This window comes from Kitasatospora sp. NPDC088861 (genome assembly GCF_044750105.1).
GTDB lineage: Bacteria > Actinomycetota > Actinomycetes > Streptomycetales > Streptomycetaceae > Kitasatospora.
Map to the genome: position 1 here is coordinate 558,586 of NZ_JBIVJF010000001.1, position 21,284 is coordinate 579,869.

16 protein-coding genes and 2 pseudogenes are annotated in these 21,284 nt (G+C 74.1%); 2 read left to right on the forward strand and 16 right to left on the reverse strand.

Annotation, left to right across the window (positions count from 1 at the left end; translation table 11 throughout):
* Positions 1-35: 35 nt before the first annotated feature.
* From ACIP37_RS02430 to pdhA, 6 genes are all read right to left on the reverse strand, one after another.
* A complete protein-coding gene (locus ACIP37_RS02430) occupies positions 36-1,406 on the reverse strand; it encodes an MFS transporter (RefSeq protein ID WP_363579839.1) in 1,371 nt (456 codons plus the stop codon).
* A gap of 130 nt (positions 1,407-1,536) precedes the next feature.
* Positions 1,537-2,769 carry a M64 family metallopeptidase gene (locus ACIP37_RS02435; protein WP_363579840.1) on the reverse strand — a complete coding sequence of 411 codons (1,233 nt, stop codon included), beginning with the start codon at positions 2,767-2,769 and terminating at the stop codon, positions 1,537-1,539.
* 176 nt (positions 2,770-2,945) lie between these two features.
* Positions 2,946-4,169, reverse strand: coding sequence for a benzoate/H(+) symporter BenE family transporter (locus ACIP37_RS02440; RefSeq protein WP_400804250.1), 1,224 nt, complete (start codon positions 4,167-4,169; stop codon positions 2,946-2,948).
* Positions 4,170-4,530: 361 nt separating this feature from the next.
* Entirely contained in the window at positions 4,531-5,964 is a 1,434-nt protein-coding gene (locus tag ACIP37_RS02445) for a dihydrolipoamide acetyltransferase family protein (RefSeq protein WP_400804253.1), read from the reverse strand.
* Positions 5,965-5,979: 15 nt separating this feature from the next.
* Positions 5,980-6,954 (reverse strand): alpha-ketoacid dehydrogenase subunit beta, encoded by a 975-nt coding sequence (locus ACIP37_RS02450; protein ID WP_063348502.1) that lies wholly within the window; start codon positions 6,952-6,954, stop codon positions 5,980-5,982.
* A complete protein-coding gene (gene pdhA, locus ACIP37_RS02455; protein WP_400804257.1) occupies positions 6,954-8,108 on the reverse strand; it encodes a pyruvate dehydrogenase (acetyl-transferring) E1 component subunit alpha in 1,155 nt (384 codons plus the stop codon). The genes ACIP37_RS02450 and pdhA overlap by 1 nt, the downstream gene beginning before the upstream one ends.
* Before the next feature lie 426 nt (positions 8,109-8,534).
* On the opposite strand from pdhA, the gene ACIP37_RS02460 reads away from it, so the two are divergent.
* Together ACIP37_RS02460 and ACIP37_RS02465 are read left to right on the forward strand one after the other, a co-directional pair.
* Positions 8,535-9,194 carry a response regulator transcription factor gene (locus ACIP37_RS02460; protein WP_350876661.1) on the forward strand — a complete coding sequence of 220 codons (660 nt, stop codon included), beginning with the start codon at positions 8,535-8,537 and terminating at the stop codon, positions 9,192-9,194.
* A 67-nt stretch (positions 9,195-9,261) separates the two neighbouring features.
* Positions 9,262-10,362 carry a phosphotransferase gene (locus ACIP37_RS02465; protein WP_363579844.1) on the forward strand — a complete coding sequence of 367 codons (1,101 nt, stop codon included), beginning with the start codon at positions 9,262-9,264 and terminating at the stop codon, positions 10,360-10,362.
* A 20-nt stretch (positions 10,363-10,382) separates the two neighbouring features.
* Here the strand turns inward: ACIP37_RS02465 and ACIP37_RS02470 are convergent, their stop codons facing one another.
* From ACIP37_RS02470 to ACIP37_RS02515, 10 genes and pseudogenes are all read right to left on the reverse strand, one after another.
* Positions 10,383-12,113 carry a protein kinase gene (locus ACIP37_RS02470; RefSeq protein ID WP_400804577.1) on the reverse strand — a complete coding sequence of 577 codons (1,731 nt, stop codon included), beginning with the start codon at positions 12,111-12,113 and terminating at the stop codon, positions 10,383-10,385.
* A gap of 183 nt (positions 12,114-12,296) precedes the next feature.
* Positions 12,297-13,793, reverse strand: a complete 1,497-nt coding sequence (locus ACIP37_RS02475; RefSeq protein ID WP_400804261.1) for a protein kinase — start codon at positions 13,791-13,793, stop codon at positions 12,297-12,299.
* Between the two features lie 259 nt (positions 13,794-14,052).
* Complete coding sequence (locus ACIP37_RS02480; RefSeq protein WP_350876669.1) at positions 14,053-14,664, reverse strand: bacterial proteasome activator family protein; 612 nt, start codon at positions 14,662-14,664, stop codon at positions 14,053-14,055.
* A gap of 201 nt (positions 14,665-14,865) precedes the next feature.
* On the reverse strand, positions 14,866-15,537 hold the full coding sequence (locus ACIP37_RS02485; protein ID WP_400804264.1) for a hypothetical protein: 672 nt from the start codon (positions 15,535-15,537) through the stop codon (positions 14,866-14,868).
* A gap of 134 nt (positions 15,538-15,671) precedes the next feature.
* On the reverse strand, positions 15,672-16,649 hold the full coding sequence (locus tag ACIP37_RS02490) for an NAD(P)H-quinone oxidoreductase (protein WP_363579848.1): 978 nt from the start codon (positions 16,647-16,649) through the stop codon (positions 15,672-15,674).
* A gap of 47 nt (positions 16,650-16,696) precedes the next feature.
* Positions 16,697-17,743, reverse strand: a complete 1,047-nt coding sequence (locus ACIP37_RS02495; protein WP_363619419.1) for a potassium channel family protein — start codon at positions 17,741-17,743, stop codon at positions 16,697-16,699.
* A 49-nt stretch (positions 17,744-17,792) separates the two neighbouring features.
* Positions 17,793-19,094 carry a molybdopterin molybdotransferase MoeA gene (locus ACIP37_RS02500; protein ID WP_400804268.1) on the reverse strand — a complete coding sequence of 434 codons (1,302 nt, stop codon included), beginning with the start codon at positions 19,092-19,094 and terminating at the stop codon, positions 17,793-17,795.
* A pseudogene (locus tag ACIP37_RS02505) lies at positions 19,091-19,372 on the reverse strand (DUF6457 domain-containing protein); the annotation flags it as partial. The gene ACIP37_RS02500 and the pseudogene ACIP37_RS02505, both read right to left, overlap by 4 nt.
* 108 nt (positions 19,373-19,480) lie before the next feature.
* Positions 19,481-20,050 (reverse strand): annotated as a pseudogene (locus tag ACIP37_RS02510) (molybdenum cofactor guanylyltransferase); the annotation flags it as partial.
* A 16-nt stretch (positions 20,051-20,066) separates the two neighbouring features.
* A complete protein-coding gene (locus tag ACIP37_RS02515; RefSeq protein WP_363579851.1) occupies positions 20,067-21,104 on the reverse strand; it encodes an MBL fold metallo-hydrolase in 1,038 nt (345 codons plus the stop codon).
* Positions 21,105-21,284 lie beyond the last annotated feature (180 nt).

Sequence of the window (21,284 nt, forward strand, 5' to 3'; positions counted from 1 at the left end):
TCACCCAAAGCAATAGTTTCGACGCCCTTCGCAGGTCAGAGCCCCTTCTCCTCCGCCGCGACCTTGCGGCGCAGGCGCAGGATCATCACGGTGCCGACCGCCAGCGGGACGTACTGCCAGCAGAACGCCCAGCGGAAGGCGTCGGCCGAGTAGGAGTCGGTGCCGGCCGGGGAGAGGCCGTCCAGGAGGACGCCGATGCCGAAGAGGGTGATCATCGTGCCGATGAAGCCGCCCATGTTGACGATCCCGGAGGCGGTGCCGAGGCGCTCCACCGGGTTGCTGGCGCGGGCGTAGTCGAGGCCGACCAGTGAGGCCGGGCCGTTGCTGCCCATCACCACGATGATGGCGGACAGCAGCCAGATCGGCGGGTGTCCGCCGGGCCAGGCCAGGACCAGCGCCCAGCCGAGGGCGGTGGCCGTGATGACGGTGAGGACGATCGGCATCCGGGCCCGCGCCGAGACGGAGAGCACCCGGCCGAACAGGAAGCCGAAGGCCATGTTGCTGAGCACCAGCAGGGTCAGCAGTCCGCCGGCCGCGGCCCGGGAGAGGCCCTGCGCCTCCACCAGGTAGGGCAGGCCCCAGAGCAGGCCGAAGGCGTTGCCGGGGAACTGGGTGGTGAAGTGCACCCAGAGCCCGAGCCGGGTGCCCGGTTCGCGCCAGCACGCGCGGACCTGCCGGCCGACGTTCGGCCGCGGCGCGGGCGGGTGTTCGACCGGCCGTACGGCCGCCGCCGGCGCCTCCTTGAGGAAGAGCGCGACCAGCGCGAAGACCGCGACGCCGAGCAGGGCGATCGCGGTGAAGGTGGGCGTCCAGCCCTCGCGGTGCAGGGCCTGTGCGAGCACCACGGTGGTGATCAGGTTGCCGCCCATTCCGGCGAGGCCGGTCAGCTGGGCCACGAACGGGTTCCGGGCGGCGGGGAACCACCGGGCGGCGAGCCGCAGCACGCTGATGAAGGTCATCGCGTCGCCGCAGCCGAGCACCGCCCGGGAGGCCAGCGCCGGGGCGAAGGAGGAGCTGAACGCGAAGGCCAGTTGGCCGAAGCTCAGCAGGACGACGCCGAGCAGCAGCACCCGGCGCGGCCCGATCCGGTCGACGAGCAGGCCGACCGGTATCTGCATGGCCGCGTAGACCAGCACCTGGAGGATCGAGAAGGTGGAGAGCGCGGAGGCGCCGATGCCGAAGCGGTCGGCGGCGTCCAGTCCGGCCACGCCGAGGCTGGTGCGGTGGATCACCGCGAGGATGTAGACGCTGACGCCGATGGACCAGGCCAGCCAGGCCGCGCGCCCGCCGGGCGGGGACGGTGCGGGGGCGGCGGACGGCGTCGGGGCGACCGGCGGCGTCGGGTCGGCGGTTCGGGGAGCGGGGACGGACAGGGGTGCGGCTGAGCGGGCGGGCTCCACGGTCATAGTGCGACCAGACTAGTCATCCCATGATGGGACGCCCAGTGCGGGGTGCGGTCGATCGTCCACGGACCACGGACTCCACGGACCACGGATTCCACGGGGCGCGGACTCCACGGATTCCGCGGACCGGGCGTCAGCCGGTCACCGTCCAGGACACCGACCGGGTCATGTAGCGGTCCCGGAAGGCCTCGTCCCGCACCCAGTCGGTGGTGTCCCGGACGGTCGCCGTGACGGTGGCCGTCCGGCCCGGGGCCAGGTTCAGCTGGTCGGTGTCCAGCCAGGAGCCGTCGGCGGCCTGCGGCGTCACCGCGACGCCGTCCACCTTCCACTCGACCTTCAGCTGTCGCGGGCCGGTCAGCGGCACCGGCCGGACGTTCAGCCGGGGCCGCCCGCTCACCTCGCCGGGCGGCGGCGACGGGGTGTCGGTGGGCCGGATCCTGCGGTACAGCTCCTCCATGATCGCCTCGCGCGACGGCAGGTTGTAGGCGCTGCCCAGGGTGCGCATCACCGAGTCGGGGGTGGGCCGGTAGAGGCCGTTGGCGCTGCGGTAGGCGCCGACCGTCCCGGCGCCGTCCGGGGACTCCGCGCCCAGCCAGCGCCACCACTTGGTCTGCTTCTTGCGCATGTCGTCGGCGTCGAGGGTGGCGAGGTTCGGGTACTCGGCGTCGTCCGGGGCGCTGTCGTACTCGTCGCCGAGGTCCCCCACGGTGTGGCCGATCTCGTGCTGGATGATCCGCCCGGCGTCCGGGCTGCCGCCGGCCAGGGTGGTCACCCCGGTACCACCGGCGCCGCCGTACTCGGTGGAGTTGGCCAGGGCTATCAGGTACTGCGGCCCGGAGCTGTCGCCCGCGTACCGGGCGGTGGCGGCCTCGTCGGCGCAGAGCAGCCGGGCGGTGCCCTCGCACCAGAAGTGCATGCCGAGCGGGGTGGCGGGGTTGCGGCCGCGGCTCTCGGTCTCGGCTATCCCGGAGACCGGGGAGACCACTTCGACCCGCCGTATGTTGAAGAACCCCTGGTAGGTGCGGAACGGCTCGATGGCCATCAGCGCGTGCCAGGCCCGGTCGACCTGCTGTCGGAACAGGTCCTGTTCGGCGGCCGTGTAGCCGTCGCCGAGCAGGACCAGGGTGATCCGGTTGGCCGGGTCCCCGGTGCGGCGTATGTCGACGGTGGGCGCGGCCGTGACGGGCCGGCGGTCGGCGCGCTGTGCGCTGTGCGGCGGGACCGCCCGGTCGGCGGGGGCGCCCGGCCCGATCACGCCGAACGGCGAGGGGCCGACCAGCTCCAGGGCGGCGGGGAGTACGGCGGTGGACACCAGCACGAGCGCGGCCAGACTCCGAACGAGACGGCCAGGGTTGCCAGGTGGCATGCGGGTGCGTCCTCGGGGTTCCGGTCACCCGGCGTAGCCCGGGTGGTGGAGCGAAGACGTACCCGGACGGGTGTGTCACCCCTACCGCGCGCCGAAAAAGTCACCGACCTGGCCGAATGACCCTCACCACACCAGTCATCCCAATGACTGGAATCTGGCCGATGACAGGCCCCTCGTCAGCGCCTGCGGAGGTTCAGCACCAGGTGGGTGCCGAGGCCGAACAGCAGGCCCCAGAAGGCCGAGCCGATCCCGAACAGGCTCATCTCCGAGGCGCTGGCCAGGAAGGTCACCACCGCCGCGTCCCGCCCCCGCTCGTCCGCCACCGCCGCCGCCAGGCTGCCCTGCAGCGAGGCCAGCAGGGCGACCCCGGCGATCACCGCGATCAGTTCCTTCGGCAGGCCGGTGAACAGGCTCACCAGCACCCCGCCGAAGCTGCCCACCAGCACGTACAGCACGCCCGAGGACATCCCCGCGACGTAGCGGCGGCGCGGGTCGGGGTGGCTCTCCGGGCCGGAGCAGATCGCCGCCGTGATCGCCGCCAGGTTCACCCCCGGCGAGCCGAACGGCGCCAGCAGCAGCGACACCACACCGGTCGACCCGATCAGCAGCCGGTCGTCCGCCCGGTAGCCGAAGGCTCGCATCACCCCGAGGCCCGGTGCGTTCTGCGAGGCCAGCACCACGATCGTGAGCGGCAGCGCCAGCCCCACCGTGGCCGCCCAGGAGAACGCCGGCACGGTGAACACCGGCCGGGTCGGCCCGCCCGAGCCCAGGTGCAGCGGGAGTCCGACGGTCAGCGCCGCCAGCACCCCGCCCACCAGCAGCGCCACCGGGACGGCGTACCGCGGGGCCAGCCGCTTGGCCAGCAGGAAGGCCGCGAGGCTGCCCACCACCAGCACCGGCGCGCCGTGCACGGCGCCGAAGATCCCGGCGCCGAAGGAGAACAGGATGCCCGCCAGCATCGCGTTGACGATCCCGGTCGGCACCGCCGCGATCAGCCGGCCGAACCAGCCGGTGACCCCGAAGAGCGTCACCACCACCGCGCTCACCAGGAACGCCCCCACCGCCTCCCGGTACGGGTACGCGCCCAGGCTGGTCACCAGCAGCGCGGCGCCCGGGGTGGACCAGGCGGTGATCACCGGGGTCCTGGTCCACCAGCTCAGCGCGAAGCCGCTCAGCCCGCTGCCGATGGCCACCGCCCAGATCCAGGACGCCGTGTGCGCCGCGTCCAGCCGCCCGGCGGCCGCCGCCGCGAGCACCACCACCAGCGGACCCGAGAACGACACCGCGATGCAGACCAACCCCGCCAGCAGCGCCGGCCCCGACACGTCCCGCCGCAGCGACCGGCGCTCCCCGCCCCCGCCCGGCACCGTCTCCGGTCGGACCGTCAGCTCTTCAGTCATTCCGGAAGTATCCCGAACGCCGCGCCGGGGGCTCACGGAAAAGTCTTTGAAACCACCTGCAACCCCCGGCGAGGATGCACGTCTGTACGGATGAAGGCACGGGGGGGCGCGACCGGCGGGGCCGGGGCGCTTCCGCCCCACCCGGAGCGGGCCCGTCGTCCTCGCCCAGCCACGCCGTCAGACCCATGACCCCGGGGAGTCACGTCATGCGCGCGTCCGTCATCGGCTGGTCCTGATCGCCGCCCGCCGGCCTCGCCCCCAGCGACGGCCGACGGGCGGGCAGAAGCGGAGGGGCCTTCCCCCACACGGCGGTGTGGGGGAAGGCCCCTCCGTGGCTTCCCGTTCGTGACGTCCCGGGCCGTCAGCCCCAGGTGATCAGGCGCTTCGGGCGCTCCAGCAGCGCGGCCACGTCGGCCAGCACCTTGGAGCCCAACTCCCCGTCCACCAGGCGGTGGTCGAAGGAGAGCGCCAGCGTGGTCACCTGACGCGGGACGACCTTGCCCTTGTGCACCCACGGCATGTCCCGGATCGCGCCGACGGCGAGGATCGCGGCCTCGCCGGGGTTGAGGATCGGGGTGCCGGTGTCGACGCCGAAGACGCCGACGTTGGTGATGGTGATGGTCCCGCCCTGCATGTCGCCCGGCGAGGTCTTGCCCTGGCGGGCGGTGTCGATCAGCTCGCCCAGCGAGACGGCGAGGCCCGTGAGGGTCTTGCCGCCGGCGTCCTTGATGTTGGGGACGATCAGGCCGCGCGGGGTGGCCGCGGCGATGCCGAGGTTCACCTGGCCCTTGATGACGATCTCCTGGGCCGCCTCGTCCCACTGCGCGTTGATCTCGGGGTGCCGCTTGACCGCGGTGAGCAGCGCCTTGGCGACCAGCAGCAGCGGGCTGATCCGGACGTCCCGGCCCAATTCGCCGCTCTCCTTGAGCCGGCGGACGAACTTCATCGTGCGGGTCACGTCGACCTGGACGAACTCGGTGACGTGCGGGGCGGTGAAGGCCGAGGCCACCATCGCCTGCGCGGTCGCCTTGCGGACGCCCTTGATCGGCACCCGGACGTCGCCCGCCACGGTGACCGGCGCCGGCACCGCCGCCGCGACCGGCCCGGCCTCGACCGGCGCCGCCGGGGCGGCCTGCGCGGTGGCCAGGGCGGACGCGTGGGCGTGCACGTCCTCGCGGGTGATCACGCCGTCCCGGCCGGTCGGGACGACCGCGCGCAGGTCGATGCCGAGGTCCTTGGCCAGTTTGCGCACCGGCGGCTTGGCCAACGGCCGCTCCCCGGCGGGCTGTTCGGCCAGGACGGACGAGGCGGGCGCGGCCGACACGACCGGAGCGGCCGGCACGACGGGCGCGGCCGGAGCCGGCGTCGCGGTGACGGTCTTCGTGGTCGTGCGCCGGGCCCGGCGCTGGGCGGTGCCGGTGCGCGGGCCGTAGCCGACCAGCACCTCGCGCCGCTCGGGCTCGGCCGGTTCGGCCGGCGCGGCGGCGGCGACGGGTGCAACAGCAGCAGCGGCGGCAGGAGCCGCGGCCCCGGCCTCCCCGGCGACCGCGACCGAGATGATCACGGTGCCGACGTCGACCGTCGCGCCCGCGGGGAAGAAGAGCTGATCGACGACCCCGTTGAACGGGATCGGCAGCTCCACCGCCGCCTTGGCGGTCTCCACCTCGCACACGACCTGCCCGTCGGTGACGGTGTCACCCGGCTTGACGTACCAGCTGAGGATTTCGGCCTCGGTCAGGCCCTCGCCCACATCGGGCATCTTGAACTCGCGGAGCGAGCGAACTTCGGTGGTCATCTTCGCTCCCCCGGATCAGTACGCGAGTGCGCGGTCGACGGCGTCGAGCACGCGGTCCAGGTCGGGGAGGAAGGCCTCCTCGACGCGGGACGGCGGATACGGCGCGTGGTAGCCGCCGACCCGCAGGACGGGCGCCTCCAGGTGGTAGAAGCACCGTTCGGTGAGCCGGGCGGCCAGTTCGGCACCCATGCCCAGGAAGACCGGCGCCTCGTGCACCACGACGGCCCGCCCGGTGCGCTTGACCGACTCCTCCAGGGTGGTGAAGTCCACCGGGGAGAGCGAGCGCAGGTCGACGACCTCCAGTCGGCGGCCGTCCTCCTCGGCGGCCGCGGCGGCCTCCAGGCAGACCTTGACCATCGGGCCGTAGGCGAGCAGCGTGGCATCGGTGCCGGAGCGCACGATCCGGGCGTCGTGCAGTCCGAGGTCGGCGGCGTCGCCGACCTCGCCCTTGTCCCAGTACCGGCGCTTGGGCTCCAGGAAGACCACCGGGTCGTCCGAGGCGATGGCCTGCCGCAGCATCCAGTGCGCGTCGTGCGCGTTGGACGGGCTGACCACGCGCAGGCCCGCGGTGTGCGCGAAGTACGCCTCGTGCGACTCGCTGTGGTGCTCGACCGCGCCGATGCCGCCCGCGAAGGGGATGCGGATGGTGACCGGGAGCTTGATGTTCCCGAGCGCGCGGGCGTGCATCTTGGCCAGCTGGGAGACGATCTGGTCGAAGGCCGGGTAGACGAAGCCGTCGAACTGGATCTCCACCACCGGGCGGTAGCCGCGCAGCGCCAGGCCGATCGCGGTGCCGACGATGCCGGACTCGGCGAGCGGGGTGTCGATCACCCGTCCCTCGCCGAAGTCCTTCTGCAGGCCGTCGGTGATCCGGAAGACGCCGCCGAGCTTGCCGATGTCCTCGCCCATCAGGACGGTCTTCGGGTCGCTCTCCAGCGACTTGCGCAGCGCGCCGTTGAGCGCCTTGGCAATGCTGAGCTGACCGGCCATCAGAGGTTCTCCCCCGCCTCGAAGGAGGCCGCGTACTGGACGTACTCGGCCCGTTCCTCATCGACCAGCGCGTGCGGCTCGCTGTACACGTGGTCGAAGATCAGGGTCGGGTCCGGGTCGGGCATGCCGCGCACGCCCTCGCGCACCCGCAGCCCCAGCCGCTCGCTCTCGGCGTCGATCGCGGTGAAGAACTCCTCGTCGGCCAGGCCCTCCTTCTCCAGGAGGGCGCGGAGCCGGGCGATCGGGTCCTTGGCCTTCCAGGCCTCGGTCTCCTCGGTGGGCCGGTAGCGGGTGGGGTCGTCGGAGGTGGTGTGCGCGCCCATCCGGTAGGTGAACGCCTCGATCAGCACCGGGCCGTTGCCGCTGCGGGCGTGGTCGAGCGCCCAGCGGGTGACGGCCAGGCAGGCCAGCACGTCGTTGCCGTCGACCCGGACGCCGGGGAAGCCGAAGCCGGAGGCGCGGCGGTACAGCGGGATCTTGGTCTGGGTGGTGGTGGGCTCGGAGATCGCCCACTGGTTGTTCTGGCAGAAGAACACCACGGGCGCGTTGTAGACCGAGGCGAAGGTGAAGGCCTCGTTGACGTCGCCCTGGCTGGAGGCGCCGTCGCCGAAGTAGGCGATGACCGCGTCGTCGGTGCCGTCCTTGCTGATGCCCATCGCGTAGCCGGTGGCGTGCAGGGCCTGCGCGCCGATCACGATGGTGTACAGGTGGAAGTTCTTCTCGTTCGGGTCCCAGCCGCCGTGGTTCACGCCCCGGAACATGCCGAGCAGGTTGAGCGGGTCGACGTCGCGGCACCAGGCGACACCGTGCTCGCGGTAGGTGGGGAAGGCGTAGTCGCCGGTGCGCATGGCACGGCCGGAGCCGACCTGGGCGGCCTCCTGGCCGAGCAGCGAGGCCCACAGGCCCAGCTCGCCCTGGCGCTGGAGTGCGGTGGCCTCGCCGTCGAACCGGCGGACCAGCACCAGGTCGCGGTAGAGGGCGCGCAGCTCCTCCGGGGTGGTGGTGAGCGGGTAGTCCGGGTGCTCGACCCGTTCGCCTTCCGGGGTGAGCAGCTGTACGAGCTCCGGCTGGGTGTCCTTCCCCGTGGCGCGGAGGGTGTCAGGGACGCCGGGGGCCGCCTTCTTGCGGGCCCTCGCCGTGCTTTTGACGGTCACGTTCACTCCTCGGTCTGTCCGGCCGCCCGGGGTCGCCGGTGACCGGTCCGGTCACCGCCTCGCGGGGCGCGCGTGGGTGTGCGCTCCTACTGCGGGGCAGGTGGTGATCCTGTTCCGACGGCGTCCCTCACGAGAACGTTACCCAGCGTCCGCCCTTGGCGCGCTTGCGCTAGGACGTCCTACTTGTTCAGGGCTTACAACCCCGAGGGTGCCGCGGGCAGCGCGCCGTCGGAAGGGTGGGGGTGACGGACCGCGTGACGCAGCTCTCAATTCGGGCGCCTTCAGGACACCAGCGCACGTTATCCGGGCGCGAGCCCGTACGTAAGGGGGTTCTCGGTATCGGTTTCGGACCGCCCCGGCCGGACCGCCTGACTGCGGCACCAGGGACGATAGGTCTTCCGTACGGTGATATGGGAGGCTTTGGACGTGACTGATAACGGACAAATCAGGGTTTTCCTGCTCGACGATCACGAGGTTGTCCGGCGGGGCGTGCACGACCTGCTCTCGGTCGAGGACGACATCGAGGTGGTCGGCGAGGCCGGCACCGCCGCCGAGGCGCTCACCCGGATCCCGGCGGTCCACCCCGACGTCGCGGTGCTCGACGTCCGGCTGCCGGACGGCAACGGGGTCGAGGTCTGCCGGGAGATCCGGTCCCGGCTGCCGGAGATCAAGTGCCTGATGCTGACCTCGTTCTCGGACGACGAGGCGCTGTTCGACTCGATCATGGCGGGCGCGTCCGGCTACGTCCTGAAGGCGATCCGCGGCACCGACCTGATCACCGCCGTCCGGGACGTCGCGGCCGGCAAGTCGCTGCTCGACCAGGTCGCCACCAGCCGGGTGCTGGCCCGGCTGCGCGACGGCGGCGAGAAGGAGGACGAGCGGCTGGCGCAACTCACCAAGCAGGAGCGCCGGATCCTCGATCTGATCGGCGAGGGGATGACCAACCGTCAGATCGGCAACGAGTTGCACCTGGCCGAGAAGACGGTGAAGAACTACGTCTCCAGTCTGCTCGCCAAGATGGGAATGGAGCGACGCACCCAGGCGGCGGCCTTCGTGGCGCGGCACCAGGCGGACCAGCAGCACTGATCAGAACAGCAATCACAGAACTGACGACTTGTCAAGGGCCCCCGCACGGGGGCCCTAACCTCTGGCTGTGACTTTCAGCCAGACCCTCTCCTGTTCCCCGGCCCGCCCCGACCTCTCCGCGCCGCCGATAGGGACCCTCAGTCCGCCCGTCCCGCGCGCCGCACTCGCCGAGGTCCTGGGCCGCTATCGGGTGGGGGGACTGCTGACCGCCGAACCGGTCGCCGAAGGCCTGCTGAACCGCGGGTACCGGGTCACCACCGAGACCGGCGCGTACTTCCTGAAGTGCTACGTCGACGCCGCCACCGCCAGCCGCCCGAAGATCGTCGCCCACCACCGGGCGATGGCCGGGCTCCAGGCCCTCGGACTGCCCGTCGCACCCCCGCTGACCTGCGCCGAACGAGCCGGCACGGTGGCCGGCTACGGCGGCCGGCTGTTCGCGCTGTTCCCCTGGGTGGATGGCCGACACCGGCACGGTACCGACCTCTCCCCGCCGCAGTGCGACGCGCTCGGCGCGCTGCTCGGCCGACTGCACGGCGCGCTCGACGACGTGTGCGCCCCCTTCGAACAGCCCCCCGGCTACCGCACCGCCGACCCCCTCGACAGCGCCGACCTCGCCCGCGACCTGCGGCGCCACGCCCGCGCCCACCGCCCGTACGGCGACCTGGACGCGCTGGTCGAACGGAGGCTCACCGAAAGGCTGGAACTGCTCGCCGAACACGCCCACCGCCGCCCCGCCCCGCAGACCGCCCCGCCCACCGGCTGGACCCACGGCGACTTCCACGGACTCAACCTGCTGTACGGCGACGGCCCCGACGGCGGCCCGGTCGCGGCCGTCCTGGACTGGGACAAGCTCGGCCCACAGCCGCGCGCCGAGGAGGCCGTCCGCGCCGCCACGTTGCTCTTCAACGACCGGGCGTCCGGCACCCTCGACCTGGTGCGGGTCCGCCACTACTCGCAGTCCTACCGGGCCACCGGAGCCGCCACCGCCGAACACCTGGCCGCCGCCGTCCACCGGGTCTGGTGGGAGCGGCTGAACGACTTCTGGATGCTCCAGTGGCGCTACCAGCGGGCCGACCACCGGGCCGACCCGCTCTACCCCGCCTCGGCCGGCCAGTTGACGTGGTGGTGCCAGGAGTACGAACAGGTCCTGGACGCCTTCGCCAACTGACCGGTGTCAGCGCGGCCCGATCAGGGCGTCGCCGGCGGCTGGGTCGCGGGCGGCTGGGTCGCCGGCGGGTTCGACTTGGTCGCCGGCGGCTGCGTGGCCGCCCCCGTGCTGCCGCCGCTTCCCGTGCTCGGGGTGGTCGGCGCCGTGCTGGACGTGCCGGGCGCCGTGGTGGGCGGCTGCGTGTGGCTGGGGGTCTGGCTGGGCGACGCGGGCGTCGAGTGCTTGCCCGAACCCGGCGACGGCGACATGTTGTTGTTGCCGTTGTTGTTGCCGTTGTTGTTGCCGCCGCTGCCGCCGTTGTTGTAGCCGCCGCCGTTGCTGCCGTTCTCGGTCGGCTGCGTCGGGCGCCGGCTGCCGGTGTTGGACGCGGGCGGGCTCTGCGAGCCGCTCTGGGGCGGCGTGCTGGGCTCGGTCGTGCTGACCGCCGGGAGCGGCGTCGGCGGCACGGTGTGCGAGTTCCCGGGTTCGTTGCCGCTGAACGCGAACGCCATGCCGACCCCGGCCGCGAGCAGCACGGCCGCGGCGCCGGCCACCCAGGCCCACGGCCTGCGCCGGCGGCCGGAGCCGCCGTCGTCGTCGCCGCCACCGCCGCCGTAGGGGCCGCCGGCCCCCGGGTAGGGCGTCGACGGGGTGTGCGGGCCGCCCGGGCCCCCCATCCCCTGGTAGGGCAGCACCGAGGTCTGGTCGCCGGGGCCGATCGCGCCGAAGGCCGCGGTGGCCGCGGTCTGGTCGGGCCGGATTACCTGGGTGGCGTCGGTGTTCCCCTGCCCCGCGGCGGCCAGCCCGGCCGTGGTGCCGGCCCAGCCCGCGCCGCCCGCGCCGTGCATCTCGCGCAGCGCGTGCTGGACGTGCGCGCGGAACTCGTCGGCGTCCTGGAAGCGGTCGTCCGGGTTCTTGGCCAGCGAGCGCAGCACCAGCTGGTCCAGCCCGACCGGCACCCGGCCGTTGGCCTGCGAGGGCGGCACCGGCATGTCCTGGACGTGCTGGTAGACCACCGAGAGCGGGGTGTCGCCGGTGAACGGCGGGCGCAGCGCCAGAAGTTCGTACAGCATGCAGCCGGCCGCGTACAGGTCGGAGCGGTGGTCGACGGGCTTGCCGAGGGCCTGCTCGGGCGAGAGGTACTGCGGGGTGCCCATGACCATGCCGGTCTGGGTCATGGTGCTGGCCGTGCCGGTCAGCGCCCGGGCGATACCGAAGTCCATCACCTTGACGGCGCCCGCGGTCGTGATGATCACGTTGGCGGGCTTGATGTCCCGGTGGACGATGCCGTTGCGGTGGCTGTACGCCAGCGCCTCCAGCACCCCGGCGATGATGATCAGCGCCTGGTCGACCGGCGGCGCGTCCTCGTCCACCAGCAGCTCGCGGACGGTCCGGCCCTCGACCAGCTCCATCACGATGTACGGCGTGGACTCGTCCCCGGCGTACTCCTCGCCGGTGTCGTAGACCGCGACGATCGAGTGGTGGTTGAGCCCCGCGACGGCGTGTGCCTCGCGGGTGAACCGCAGCCGGGCGATGTCGTCCTGGGCCAGCTCGCCGCGGAGCAGCTTGACCGCGACCGTCCGTCCCAGCCGTACGTCCTCGGCCGCGAACACCTCGGCCATGCCGCCGCGGCCGAGCCGGTAGGTCAGCCGGTAGCGGCCGTCGCCGACCGTGCCCAGCGGCGCGGCCGTACCGCGGCCGGGGGTCTGCGGGCCGCCGGGCCCGACCGGGGGAAACGCGCTGGTCGCGGCGTCGCTGCCGGGTCCGGGCATCCTCGGCGTCCCGCCGGTCCGGCCGTCAGCTCCGGCACCCGTTCCGTCATCCGGCTGCTGCGTCTGTGCCATCGCTCCTCGCCCCGGGCGTTCGCTCGGATCGCGGTGCCCTGTCGCTTCGTATCCCCGAACGCTACCGCCTCCGGCGCGGGCCCGTGGCACGCCCGAACCGGCCGGAAAGCGTCAGAGCAGGCCATTCCGGTCGACCGGAAGGTCAACCACCAGCACCACTGCGGGCCGCTCACCGGTGGTGTGCCCGGTCTTGGTCTTCGACTTGTTGTCCTGCGCCTTGTTGACCACGATCGCGATGATGATGCCGGCCAGCACGAGCACGCCGACGATGATCACGATGACGACCGCGGCCGTCGAGCAGCCGCCGCCGCTGGGCGCCTTCGGCTGCTGGTACGGCGGCATCGGCTGCGGCGGCGGGGTGTGCGCCCGCTGCGGCGGGGCCTGCTGGAGGTACTGGGGGTGCGGCGTGTGCGGCCCTTGTGGACGCGGCGGCTGGAAGGCCGGCGGCGGGGTCCGGTACTGCGGCTGCTGCGGCGGCGGAGGCTGCTGGAGGTACTGGGGGTGCGGGGTCTGCGGCCCCTGTGGACGCGGTGGCTGGAAGGCCGGCGGCGGGGTCCGGTACTGCGGCTGCTGCGGCGGCGGAGGCTGCTGCGGAGACTGCTGGAGGTACTGGGGGTGCGGGGTCTGCGGGGTCTGCGGGGTCTGCGGCGCCGCGTGCACCGAGCGCGGGCCCTCGTTGATCACCAGCGGCGTACTGGCCTGCAACGGGTGCCCGCTGCCGCCGCCCTTCGCGGCCGCGATCAGCCGCTCCGCCTCGTCCCGCATCGCCGCCGCGCTCTGGAACCGGTGCGCCGGGTCCTTGCGCAGCGCCTGGGCGACGAAGGCGTCCACCGCCGGGGTGACCGACCGGTTGAGGGTGGACGGCGCCGGCGGCTCCTCCTGGACGTGCTTGTAGGCGATCGAGAACGCCGAGTCGCCGTCGAAGACCAGCTGCCCGGTGAGCATCTCGAAGAGCATCACGCCGACCGAGTAGAGGTCGGAGCGGGCGTCCACCGGCTTGCCGAGCGCCTGCTCGGGCGACAGGTACTGCGGGGTGCCGACCACCATGCCGGTCTGCGTCATCGACGTGGCGCCCGGTTCCAGCGCCCGGGCGATGCCGAAGTCCATGACCTTGACGTTGCCCTTGCGATCGAACATGACGTTGCCGGGCTTGATGTCGCGGTGCACCAGGGACATGTCGTGCGAGGCCTCCAGCGCGTTCAGCACGCCGACGACGACCCGCAGGGCCTCCTCGGTCGGCATCGCGCCGTACTGGGCGACCGCCTCGTTGATCGCCTCGCGCAGGCCCTTGCCGTCGACCAGCTGCATGACGATGTACGGGGTGCTGGAGCCGTCCGGCGCGACGTCCTCGCCGCTGTCGTACACCGTGACGATGTTCGGGTGCTCCAGCCGGGCCACCGCCTGCGCCTCGCGGCGGAACCGCTCCTTGAACGAGGCGTCCCGGCCCAGCTCGTTGTGCATGCTCTTCAGCGCGACCTGCCGGTCCAGCACGCTGTCGTACGCGAGGTGCACCGAGGCCATGCCGCCCTCGCCCAGCAGCCGCTGCAGCACATAGCGGCCGTTGCCCAGGGAGGAGCCCCCGACCGCCGCGTTGCCGTGCTCGCTCATGGTCCTCTGCTCCCCCTCGGCGCGGCCGTGGCGCCGCGACCGTGACGTTCGGTCTCGTCCGTGCGTGGTGGGCCGGGCCCGCGGGCCTGGCGGACCCCTGCCGCGGCGGTGCGACCGGCCTGCGACAGGGGTCAGGGTACCGGCTGACGCCGACGGTGATCGGTCCAGGGCCGGTCCTGCCCCCGGACCGCCGGGGCGCCCTCCGGCGGCGCCCCGGCCCGGGGCGGACCGTCGTGGTACGTCCGGTGTCGGCGGCCCGTTACAGGTACGGGCCGGAGCGGATGCCGCGGCCCTGGCCCGGCTCGTCCTCGTCCGGCTCGCCGCCGTGCAGACCGGGCGGCAGCGCCCGCCGCATCTGCTCCAGCTGGGCCCGCGCCGCCATCTGCTGGGCGAACAGCGCGGTCTGGATCCCGTGGAACAGGCCCTCCAGCCAGCCGACCAGCTGGGCCTGGGCGATCCGCAGCTCCGCCTCGGTCGGAATGCTGTCCTCGGTGAAGGGCAGCGACAGCCGTTCCAGCTCGGCGACCAGCTCGGGGGCCAGACCGAGCTCCAGCTCCTTGATCGAGCTGGCGTGGATGTCCTTCAGCCGGGCCCGGCTGGCCTCGTCGAGGGGCGCCGCCCGGACCTCCTCCAGCAGCTGCTTGATCATGCTGCCGATGCGCATGACCTTCGCGGGCTGCTCGACCATCTCGGTCACCGGGAGCTCCCGCGGCAGGTCGCCCTCGTCCTCGTCCCCCGCCGAGCCGGCGAACCCCTGGCCCACGGGCAGCCCGTCCGGTCCGACGATCAGCACCTTCTGGCCGTCCTGCGACTGCCCGCCCGCGGCCTGGAATGGCTGCTGAAACGAGCGCTCGTTCATCGGATTCGTCATGAACAACATTCTCTCTCACTGGGGTTGGTCGGGCGGAAGCCCCCGTACAACCGCCGTCCTGAGCCACCGCTGACGACGGTACGCCCCCGGGCGCCGCCCCGGAATCCGTACGGATACTCAGCTCCCGGCCCGCCCCGGCCCCCCTGGGGCGTGCACACACCCCTCACGGAACCTACCCCGCCGCCGCCCCCACCCCGCGACTCACCCCCGGCGCAGCCGCAACCCGATCAACCCCAGGCCGCAGCCGATCAACCCCAGCCCCGCGCCCAGCGGGAACTGGACGGTCGAGGCGTCCCGCCAGCGGGCGGGCAGGACGGCGGGGACGGCGGCGGCGACGGCTTGGGCGGCCGCGGTGGCGGCGTCCGGTGCGGCGTCGGCGCCGGGAGCCGCCGCGTCCGGGGTGCCCTGGTCGGCCTCGGGCTGGTCCCCCGCACCGGCCTGCCCGGTGCTCCGGTCAGGAACCTGGTCGGGGTTCTGCTCGGGAACCTGCGCAGGGTTCTGCTCGGGGTTCTGCTCGGGAGCCCGCTCCGGCGCCCGCTCCGGGGCGCTGTCGGCGCGCTCGGGCGCCCACACCGCCCAGCGCCGGTAGACCCGGGCGTCGCCCCGGCCGGGGCGCGGGTGCCGCGGCGGCCCGACCGCCGGAACGGCCGCTGGCTCCGGCCTGCCCACGGCGGCGGGCTCAGCGGTGAACGGGGACGGCGACGCCGCCGCCGGCCCGACGGCGGCGGCCGCCGAAGCGGCGGCCAGCGGGAGCGTTAGCCCGAGCACGGCCGCCGCGATCAGTCGCTGGGCCCGGCCCGGGCCGGTACGGCGGGTACGACGGTGGTGCGGCGCGGCGGGCAGCGGCCCGAGGAGGTGCGTTGGTGCGGCCACGGTCGGAGGTCCTTCCGACGGCCGACCGCGCGCGGCGGGGTCGGCGGCGGGACAGCTCCGAACCAGCCTCACACAATCCGACGATCAGGGCATTTCGGACGTCCCGCCTCGGGCCGCAGGCCCTCGGACCAGGATCAGGCCCGCAGCACGACCTTGCCGACCTGCTCCCCCGCCTCCAGCACCCGGTGCCCGTCGCCGGCGTCGGTCAGCGGCAGCACCCGGTCGATCACCGGCTTCACCACCCCGGACTCCACCAGCGGCCACACGTGCTCGCGCACCGCCGCCACGATCGCCGCCTTCTCCGCCAACGGGCGCCCGCGCAGATTGGTGGCGATCACCGCGGCGCGCTTGCGCAGCAGCGCGTTGAGGTCGAGCTCGCCCTTCACGCCGCCCTGCAGCCCGATGATCACCAGCCGCCCGTTGACGGCCAGCGCGTCCACGTTCCGCTGCAGGTACTTGGCGCCCATGATGTCCAGGATCACGTCCACCCCGGCCCCGCCGGTGGCCTCCTTGAGCACCTCGACGAAGTCCTGCTCGCGGTAGTCGATCGCGATGTCGGCACCGAGTTCGACGCACCGGGCCAGCTTCCCGGCGCTGCCCGCGGTCACCGCGACCCGCGCGCCCACCGCCTTGGCCAGCTGGATCGCCATGGTCCCGATGCCGCTCGCGCCGCCGTGCAGCAGCACCGTCTCGCCGGGCCGCAGGTGGGCGGTGAGGAACACGTTGGACCACACCGTGCAGGCGACCTCGGGCAGCGCGGCGGCCTCCTCGAAGCCCAGGCCCTTGGGCAGCGGCAGCAGCTGCCCGGTCGGCACCGCGACGAGCTGCGCGTACCCGCCGCCGGACAGCAGCGCGCACACCTCGTCGCCGACCGCCCAGCCGGACACGCCCGGGCCGAGGGCGACGATCCGCCCGGCGCACTCCAGCCCGGGGTAGGGCGAGGCGCCGGGCGGCGGGTTGTAGTTGCCCTGCCGCTGGAGCAGGTCGGCGCGGTTGACGGCGGTGGCCGCCACCTCGACCAGGACCTCGCCCTCGCCGGGCACCGGGTCGGGCACCTCCGCCCACACGAGTGCCTCGGGACCACCGGGTACGGGAATCGTCATCGCATGCATGCCCCGAACCTACTGCGCGTCATGGCGAGGAGCGGGCAAGGCCCGCGTCAGCCGGTCGACTTGATCACGATCACCCGGTCGGTGAGCTGGAGCACGGCGGCCTCGGGCTCGGTGTAGTTGAGCACCCGCCGGCCGCGGACCACCGCGACCACCAGGTCCTCGCACGCGCGCGGGCTGTGCCCGGCCTCGGCCCGGGTGACGGGGCGCTCGACCACGTCCAGGCCGTTGCCGTAGGTGAGCAGGTCCTCCATCACCGCGCCGGCGTGCGGGCTGAGCATCGACAGGCCGAGCAGCCGCCCGGCCGAACTGGAGCTGGTGACGACGACGTCGGCGCCGCTCTGCCGCAGCAGCGGGGCGTTCTCGTCCTCCCGGACGGCCGCGACCACGGTGGCGCCCTTGTTCAGCTGGCGCGCCGTCAGCGTGACCAGGACGGCGGTGTCGTCCCGTTCCGGCGCGACCACGACCCGGGCGGCGGTGGGCACCTCGGCCCGCAGCAGCGTGTCGGTGCGGGTGGCGTCGCCGACCACGCCGACCAGCCCGTGCCGGGCGGCCTGGTCGATCACCTTGCGCTGCGGGTCGACGACGACGATCTCGTCCTTCTTCACGCCCTGCCCGAGCAGGGTGTCGACGGCGCTGCGGCCCTTGGTGCCGTACCCGATGACGACGGTGTGCTCGCGCACGGTGGACCTCCAGCGGTTCAACCGCCACTGCTGGCGGGTTCGTTCGGTGAGCACCTCCAGCGTGGTCCCGACCAGGATGATCAGGAACACCACGCGCAGCGGGGTGATCACGAAGATGTTGGTGAGCCGGGCGCCGTCGCTGTACGGGGTGATGTCGCCGTACCCGGTGGTGGACAGCGTCACGGTGGCGTAGTACGCCGCGTCCAGGAAGCTGACCCCGTCGCCCGCGTTGTCGTTGTAACCGTCCCGGTCGACGTAGACGATCAGCGTCGTGGCGACCAGGACGGCGAGCGCCAGCAGCAGCCGGGAGCCGACCTGCCGGAGGGCCGGCGCGCTCCGCCGGGCGGGCAGCACGATCCCGGCGTCCGACCACGGCTCGGTCCCCGGGGCGGGCGCACCCCGCAGCCTGCTCATGCGGCCACCTCCCCGCTGTCGTGGGGCGCGCACGCCCCGGTGGGCCCGTTCACGGCGCCTCCAGCAGTTCGACGGGTTCGCCGGCCGCCGCGCCGCCGGGCGGGACCACGGCCAGCGCCTCGGCCCGGGCGAGGCCGCGCAGCATCGCGGGCCCGTCGAAGGCGAGCGGGACGACGCCGTCGGCGGTGTGCCGGACGGGCAGCAGCCGGGTGTCCACCGGGTGCCCGGGCAGGCCGACGGCGGTGGGTGCGAGGGCCGGGGTGACGGCGGACCGCCCGCTGCGGGCGTGCAGCAGCGGCAGGGCGAGGGTGACCGTCCCGGCGACGGCGGCCAGCGGGTTGCCGGGCAGGCCCACCAGGTGCCGCCCGCCCGGAAGCCCACCCGGAAGCCCACCCGGAAGCCCGGCTGGGTCCCCGCCCGGAAGCCCGCTCCGGGCGGGGCCGGCTGACGGGCATGCGGCCGACGGGAGTTCGGCCAGCAGCATCGGGTGTCCGGGGCGGACGGCCACGCCGTCCACCAGCAGCCGGGCCCCGGCCTCGGCGAGGGCCCGGTGCAGGAAGTCGACCGGGCCGGCCGCCGTTCCGCCGGTGGTGACCACGATGTCGGCGGTGGAGTGCCGCAGCGCGTCCCGGAGCAGCCCGAAGTCGTCCCGGACGGACCGCACTTCGGCCACCTCGGCACCGGCCGCCCGCAGCCAGGGCGGCAGCAGCGGCCCGAGCGCGTCCCGGACCAGGCCCGGACCGGGGACGCCCGAGGCGAGCAACTCATCGCCGAGGACGAGCAGTTCGACCACCGGGCGACGGCGCACGGCGAGCCGGTCGTGACCGCAGGCGGCGGCCAGGCCGAGCACGGCCGGGCCGACCAGGGCGCCACCGGGCAGCAACGCCTCGCCGCGGCGGCACTCCTGGCCGCGCGGACGGACGTCCTGACCGGTGGTCAGCGATTGGTGGCCGCAGTCGTACAGCAGCGTGCCGTCCGCGCGGCCGTGCTCACGGCGCAGGACGGCGGTGGCGCCGGGCGGCAGTTGGGCGCCGGTGGCGATCTCGACGGCGGCGCCGTCGGCCAGCGGCGCGGACGCGGCCCGGCCGGCCAGCACCCGCCCGGCGACCCGCCAGGGGCCCGGCCCGGCGACCGCCCAGCCGTCCATCGCGGAGGTGTCGAAGGCGGGCAGGTCGGTCAGCGCGGTGAGCGGCTCGGCGAGGGTGCGGCCGAGCGCCTCGGCGAGCGGCAGCCCGACCGCCGGCAGCGGACGCAGCCCGGCCCGGCGGGCGGCCTCGCGGGCCTGCGCCCAGCTCAGCACGCCGGGACCGGTCGACGGGGCGGCCACGGTGGTCTGGCCGACGGCGCTCACGGCTCGCCCGGCCCGGCGGCGGCGCTCCAGCGCTCGGCGAGCGCGGCGGTCCGCCGGGCGGCCTCGGCCACGGCCTCCGGCCCGCCGCCCTGCTGGGCGGCCGCGTAGCCGATCAGAAAGGCGGTCAGCGGCGCGGCCGGGCGGGCCACCCCGTGCGCGACCACCCGGGCGAGGTCGAGCAGTCCCCGGACGTCGACGTCCAGGTCGATGCCCAGGTCGGCCCTGACCTCGGCGATCCAGTCCTCCAGCGTGCGCTCCATGCGCCCATGCTGCCTGATCGGCGGTTTCCCCGGAGTGTTCGCCCCGTGTGCGGCGCGCGTCGTTTCCCGCACGGACACCCGCGCGGGCCGTGAACACGGACCCGGAGGGCGCCCCTACGACCGGTCGCGCTCCCGGGCCTGTTCGAGGTCCTCCCAGGTGTCGCAGTCGTAGGCGACGTTGTCGGTGTCGGCCACCAACTGCCGGGCGAGACCGCCGGTGAGGCGGCGCAGCGGGAGACCGGCCGGATCGCCGAGGGCGGCCAGCGCGGTGCGCAGCGGGGCGGTGCGGTAGGCGGCGGCGAGCGGCTGGTCGCGCCCGCCGGCGTCGACCAGGACGGCGGCGTCGACGGCCGGGCCTGCCTCGGCGAGGGCGGTGACCAGCCGGTCGACGGTCCGCCGGTCCAGGAACGGCAGGTCGGCGGCGAGCAGCAGCACGGTCGGCGCGGTGACCAGGTCGAGTCCGGCGGCGACGGCGGCGACCGGCCCACCGCCCGGCGGCTGCTCCCTGGTCCAGCGGACGCCGGTGCGCGCGGTCGGCCGGCCGGGGCCGACCACGACGGTGGTGCGGGCGCCCGCGCAGGCCGCGAGCACCCGGTCGAGCAGGGTGGTCTCGCCCACGGTCAGCCCGGGTTTGTCGGCCCCGCCGAGGCGACGGGCGCCCCCGCCGGCCGGGACGATCACGTCGTAGGGCGTCATGCGGCCAGTATCCGCCCTACTCGGCTCCGCCCGTCCCGCGCTCCGGGGACTTCCCGGGCCCCTCGGGCTCCGTGGACTCCTCGGGCTCCTCGACGAGCTCGTCCTCGACGATCTCCGCCTCGATGATGTCGTCCTCGACGATCTCCGCCTCGACGATCTCGCCCCCTCGCGCCGCCCGGGCGGTGTTGGCGGCGGCACCCAGTTCCAGGATGGCCGGCAGCGTCAGCTCCCCGTACCGCTCGTTCATCGCGGTGACCAGTGCCTCCGGGTCGTGCGGGTGCTCGGCCAGCAGCCGGTCGAAGTCCTGGAGGTACTCGCCGGTGAAGGCGAGCACCCGGGCGGCGTCGTCGCCCTGGTCGGGGGCGCGGTGGCCGGCGATGACCCGGTCCACGCCGAGGTCGGCGATCCGGCCGAGGTTGTGGCCCCAGGTGGTGCGCTGGGCCGGGGTGGTGTCGGCGGTCCAGACGTGGGTGCCGTTGTAGGCGAAGTCCCCGGCGATCACCGTCCGGATGCTCGGCACGTGGACGACCGTCGAGTCGCCGCAGTCGGCCTGGCCGAGCAGCAGCACGGGGATGACCTGGCGGTCGAGCATGAGCGGCTGCGGCAGCAGCGGGGCGGGGATCAGCGGGTGGTCCGGGATGTCGTCGCCGTAGACCGGCTTCCACTGGGCGACCTTGGCGGCGGCGGTGCGCCGGATGCCGTCGACCACGGCGGGCGCGGCCAGCAGCCGGGCGTCGGGGAAGAGCCTCAGCACCTCCTCGGCGCCGAAGTAGTGGTCGGGGTGGTGGTGGGTGACGACGATGGCGAGCAGTCGGCGGCCCTTGCCGGCGACCCATTCGGCGAGTTCGCGGCCGGCGCTGCGGGTGAGCTGGGCGTCGACCAGGATCGCGGTCCGCTCGCCGAGGATCAGGGTGGAGGTGGCGAAGAAGGCCGATTCGGGGCCGGTGAAGACGGCGATCTCCAGCGGGCGGGCGGGCCGCTCGGGGTCCGGGGCGGCGGCCTCGGCGGCCGTGCGCTCCGCGCCGGCGCCCTCCTCGGGCGGGGACGACGTCACTGGCTGCTCCCTCTGGTCGGCGGTCGGACTTCCTGCGCCCTACAGCATGGGAGTACCGGTGTCGGATTGCGCGGAAGGCGCGCCCGGCGGGGCGCGCCTTCCGGCTCAGGTCACACCGCGGTTCAAACGGCCGGCGCCTCGGCGTTGTGGGCGGCCTGCCCCAGGGCACGTAACCGCCCG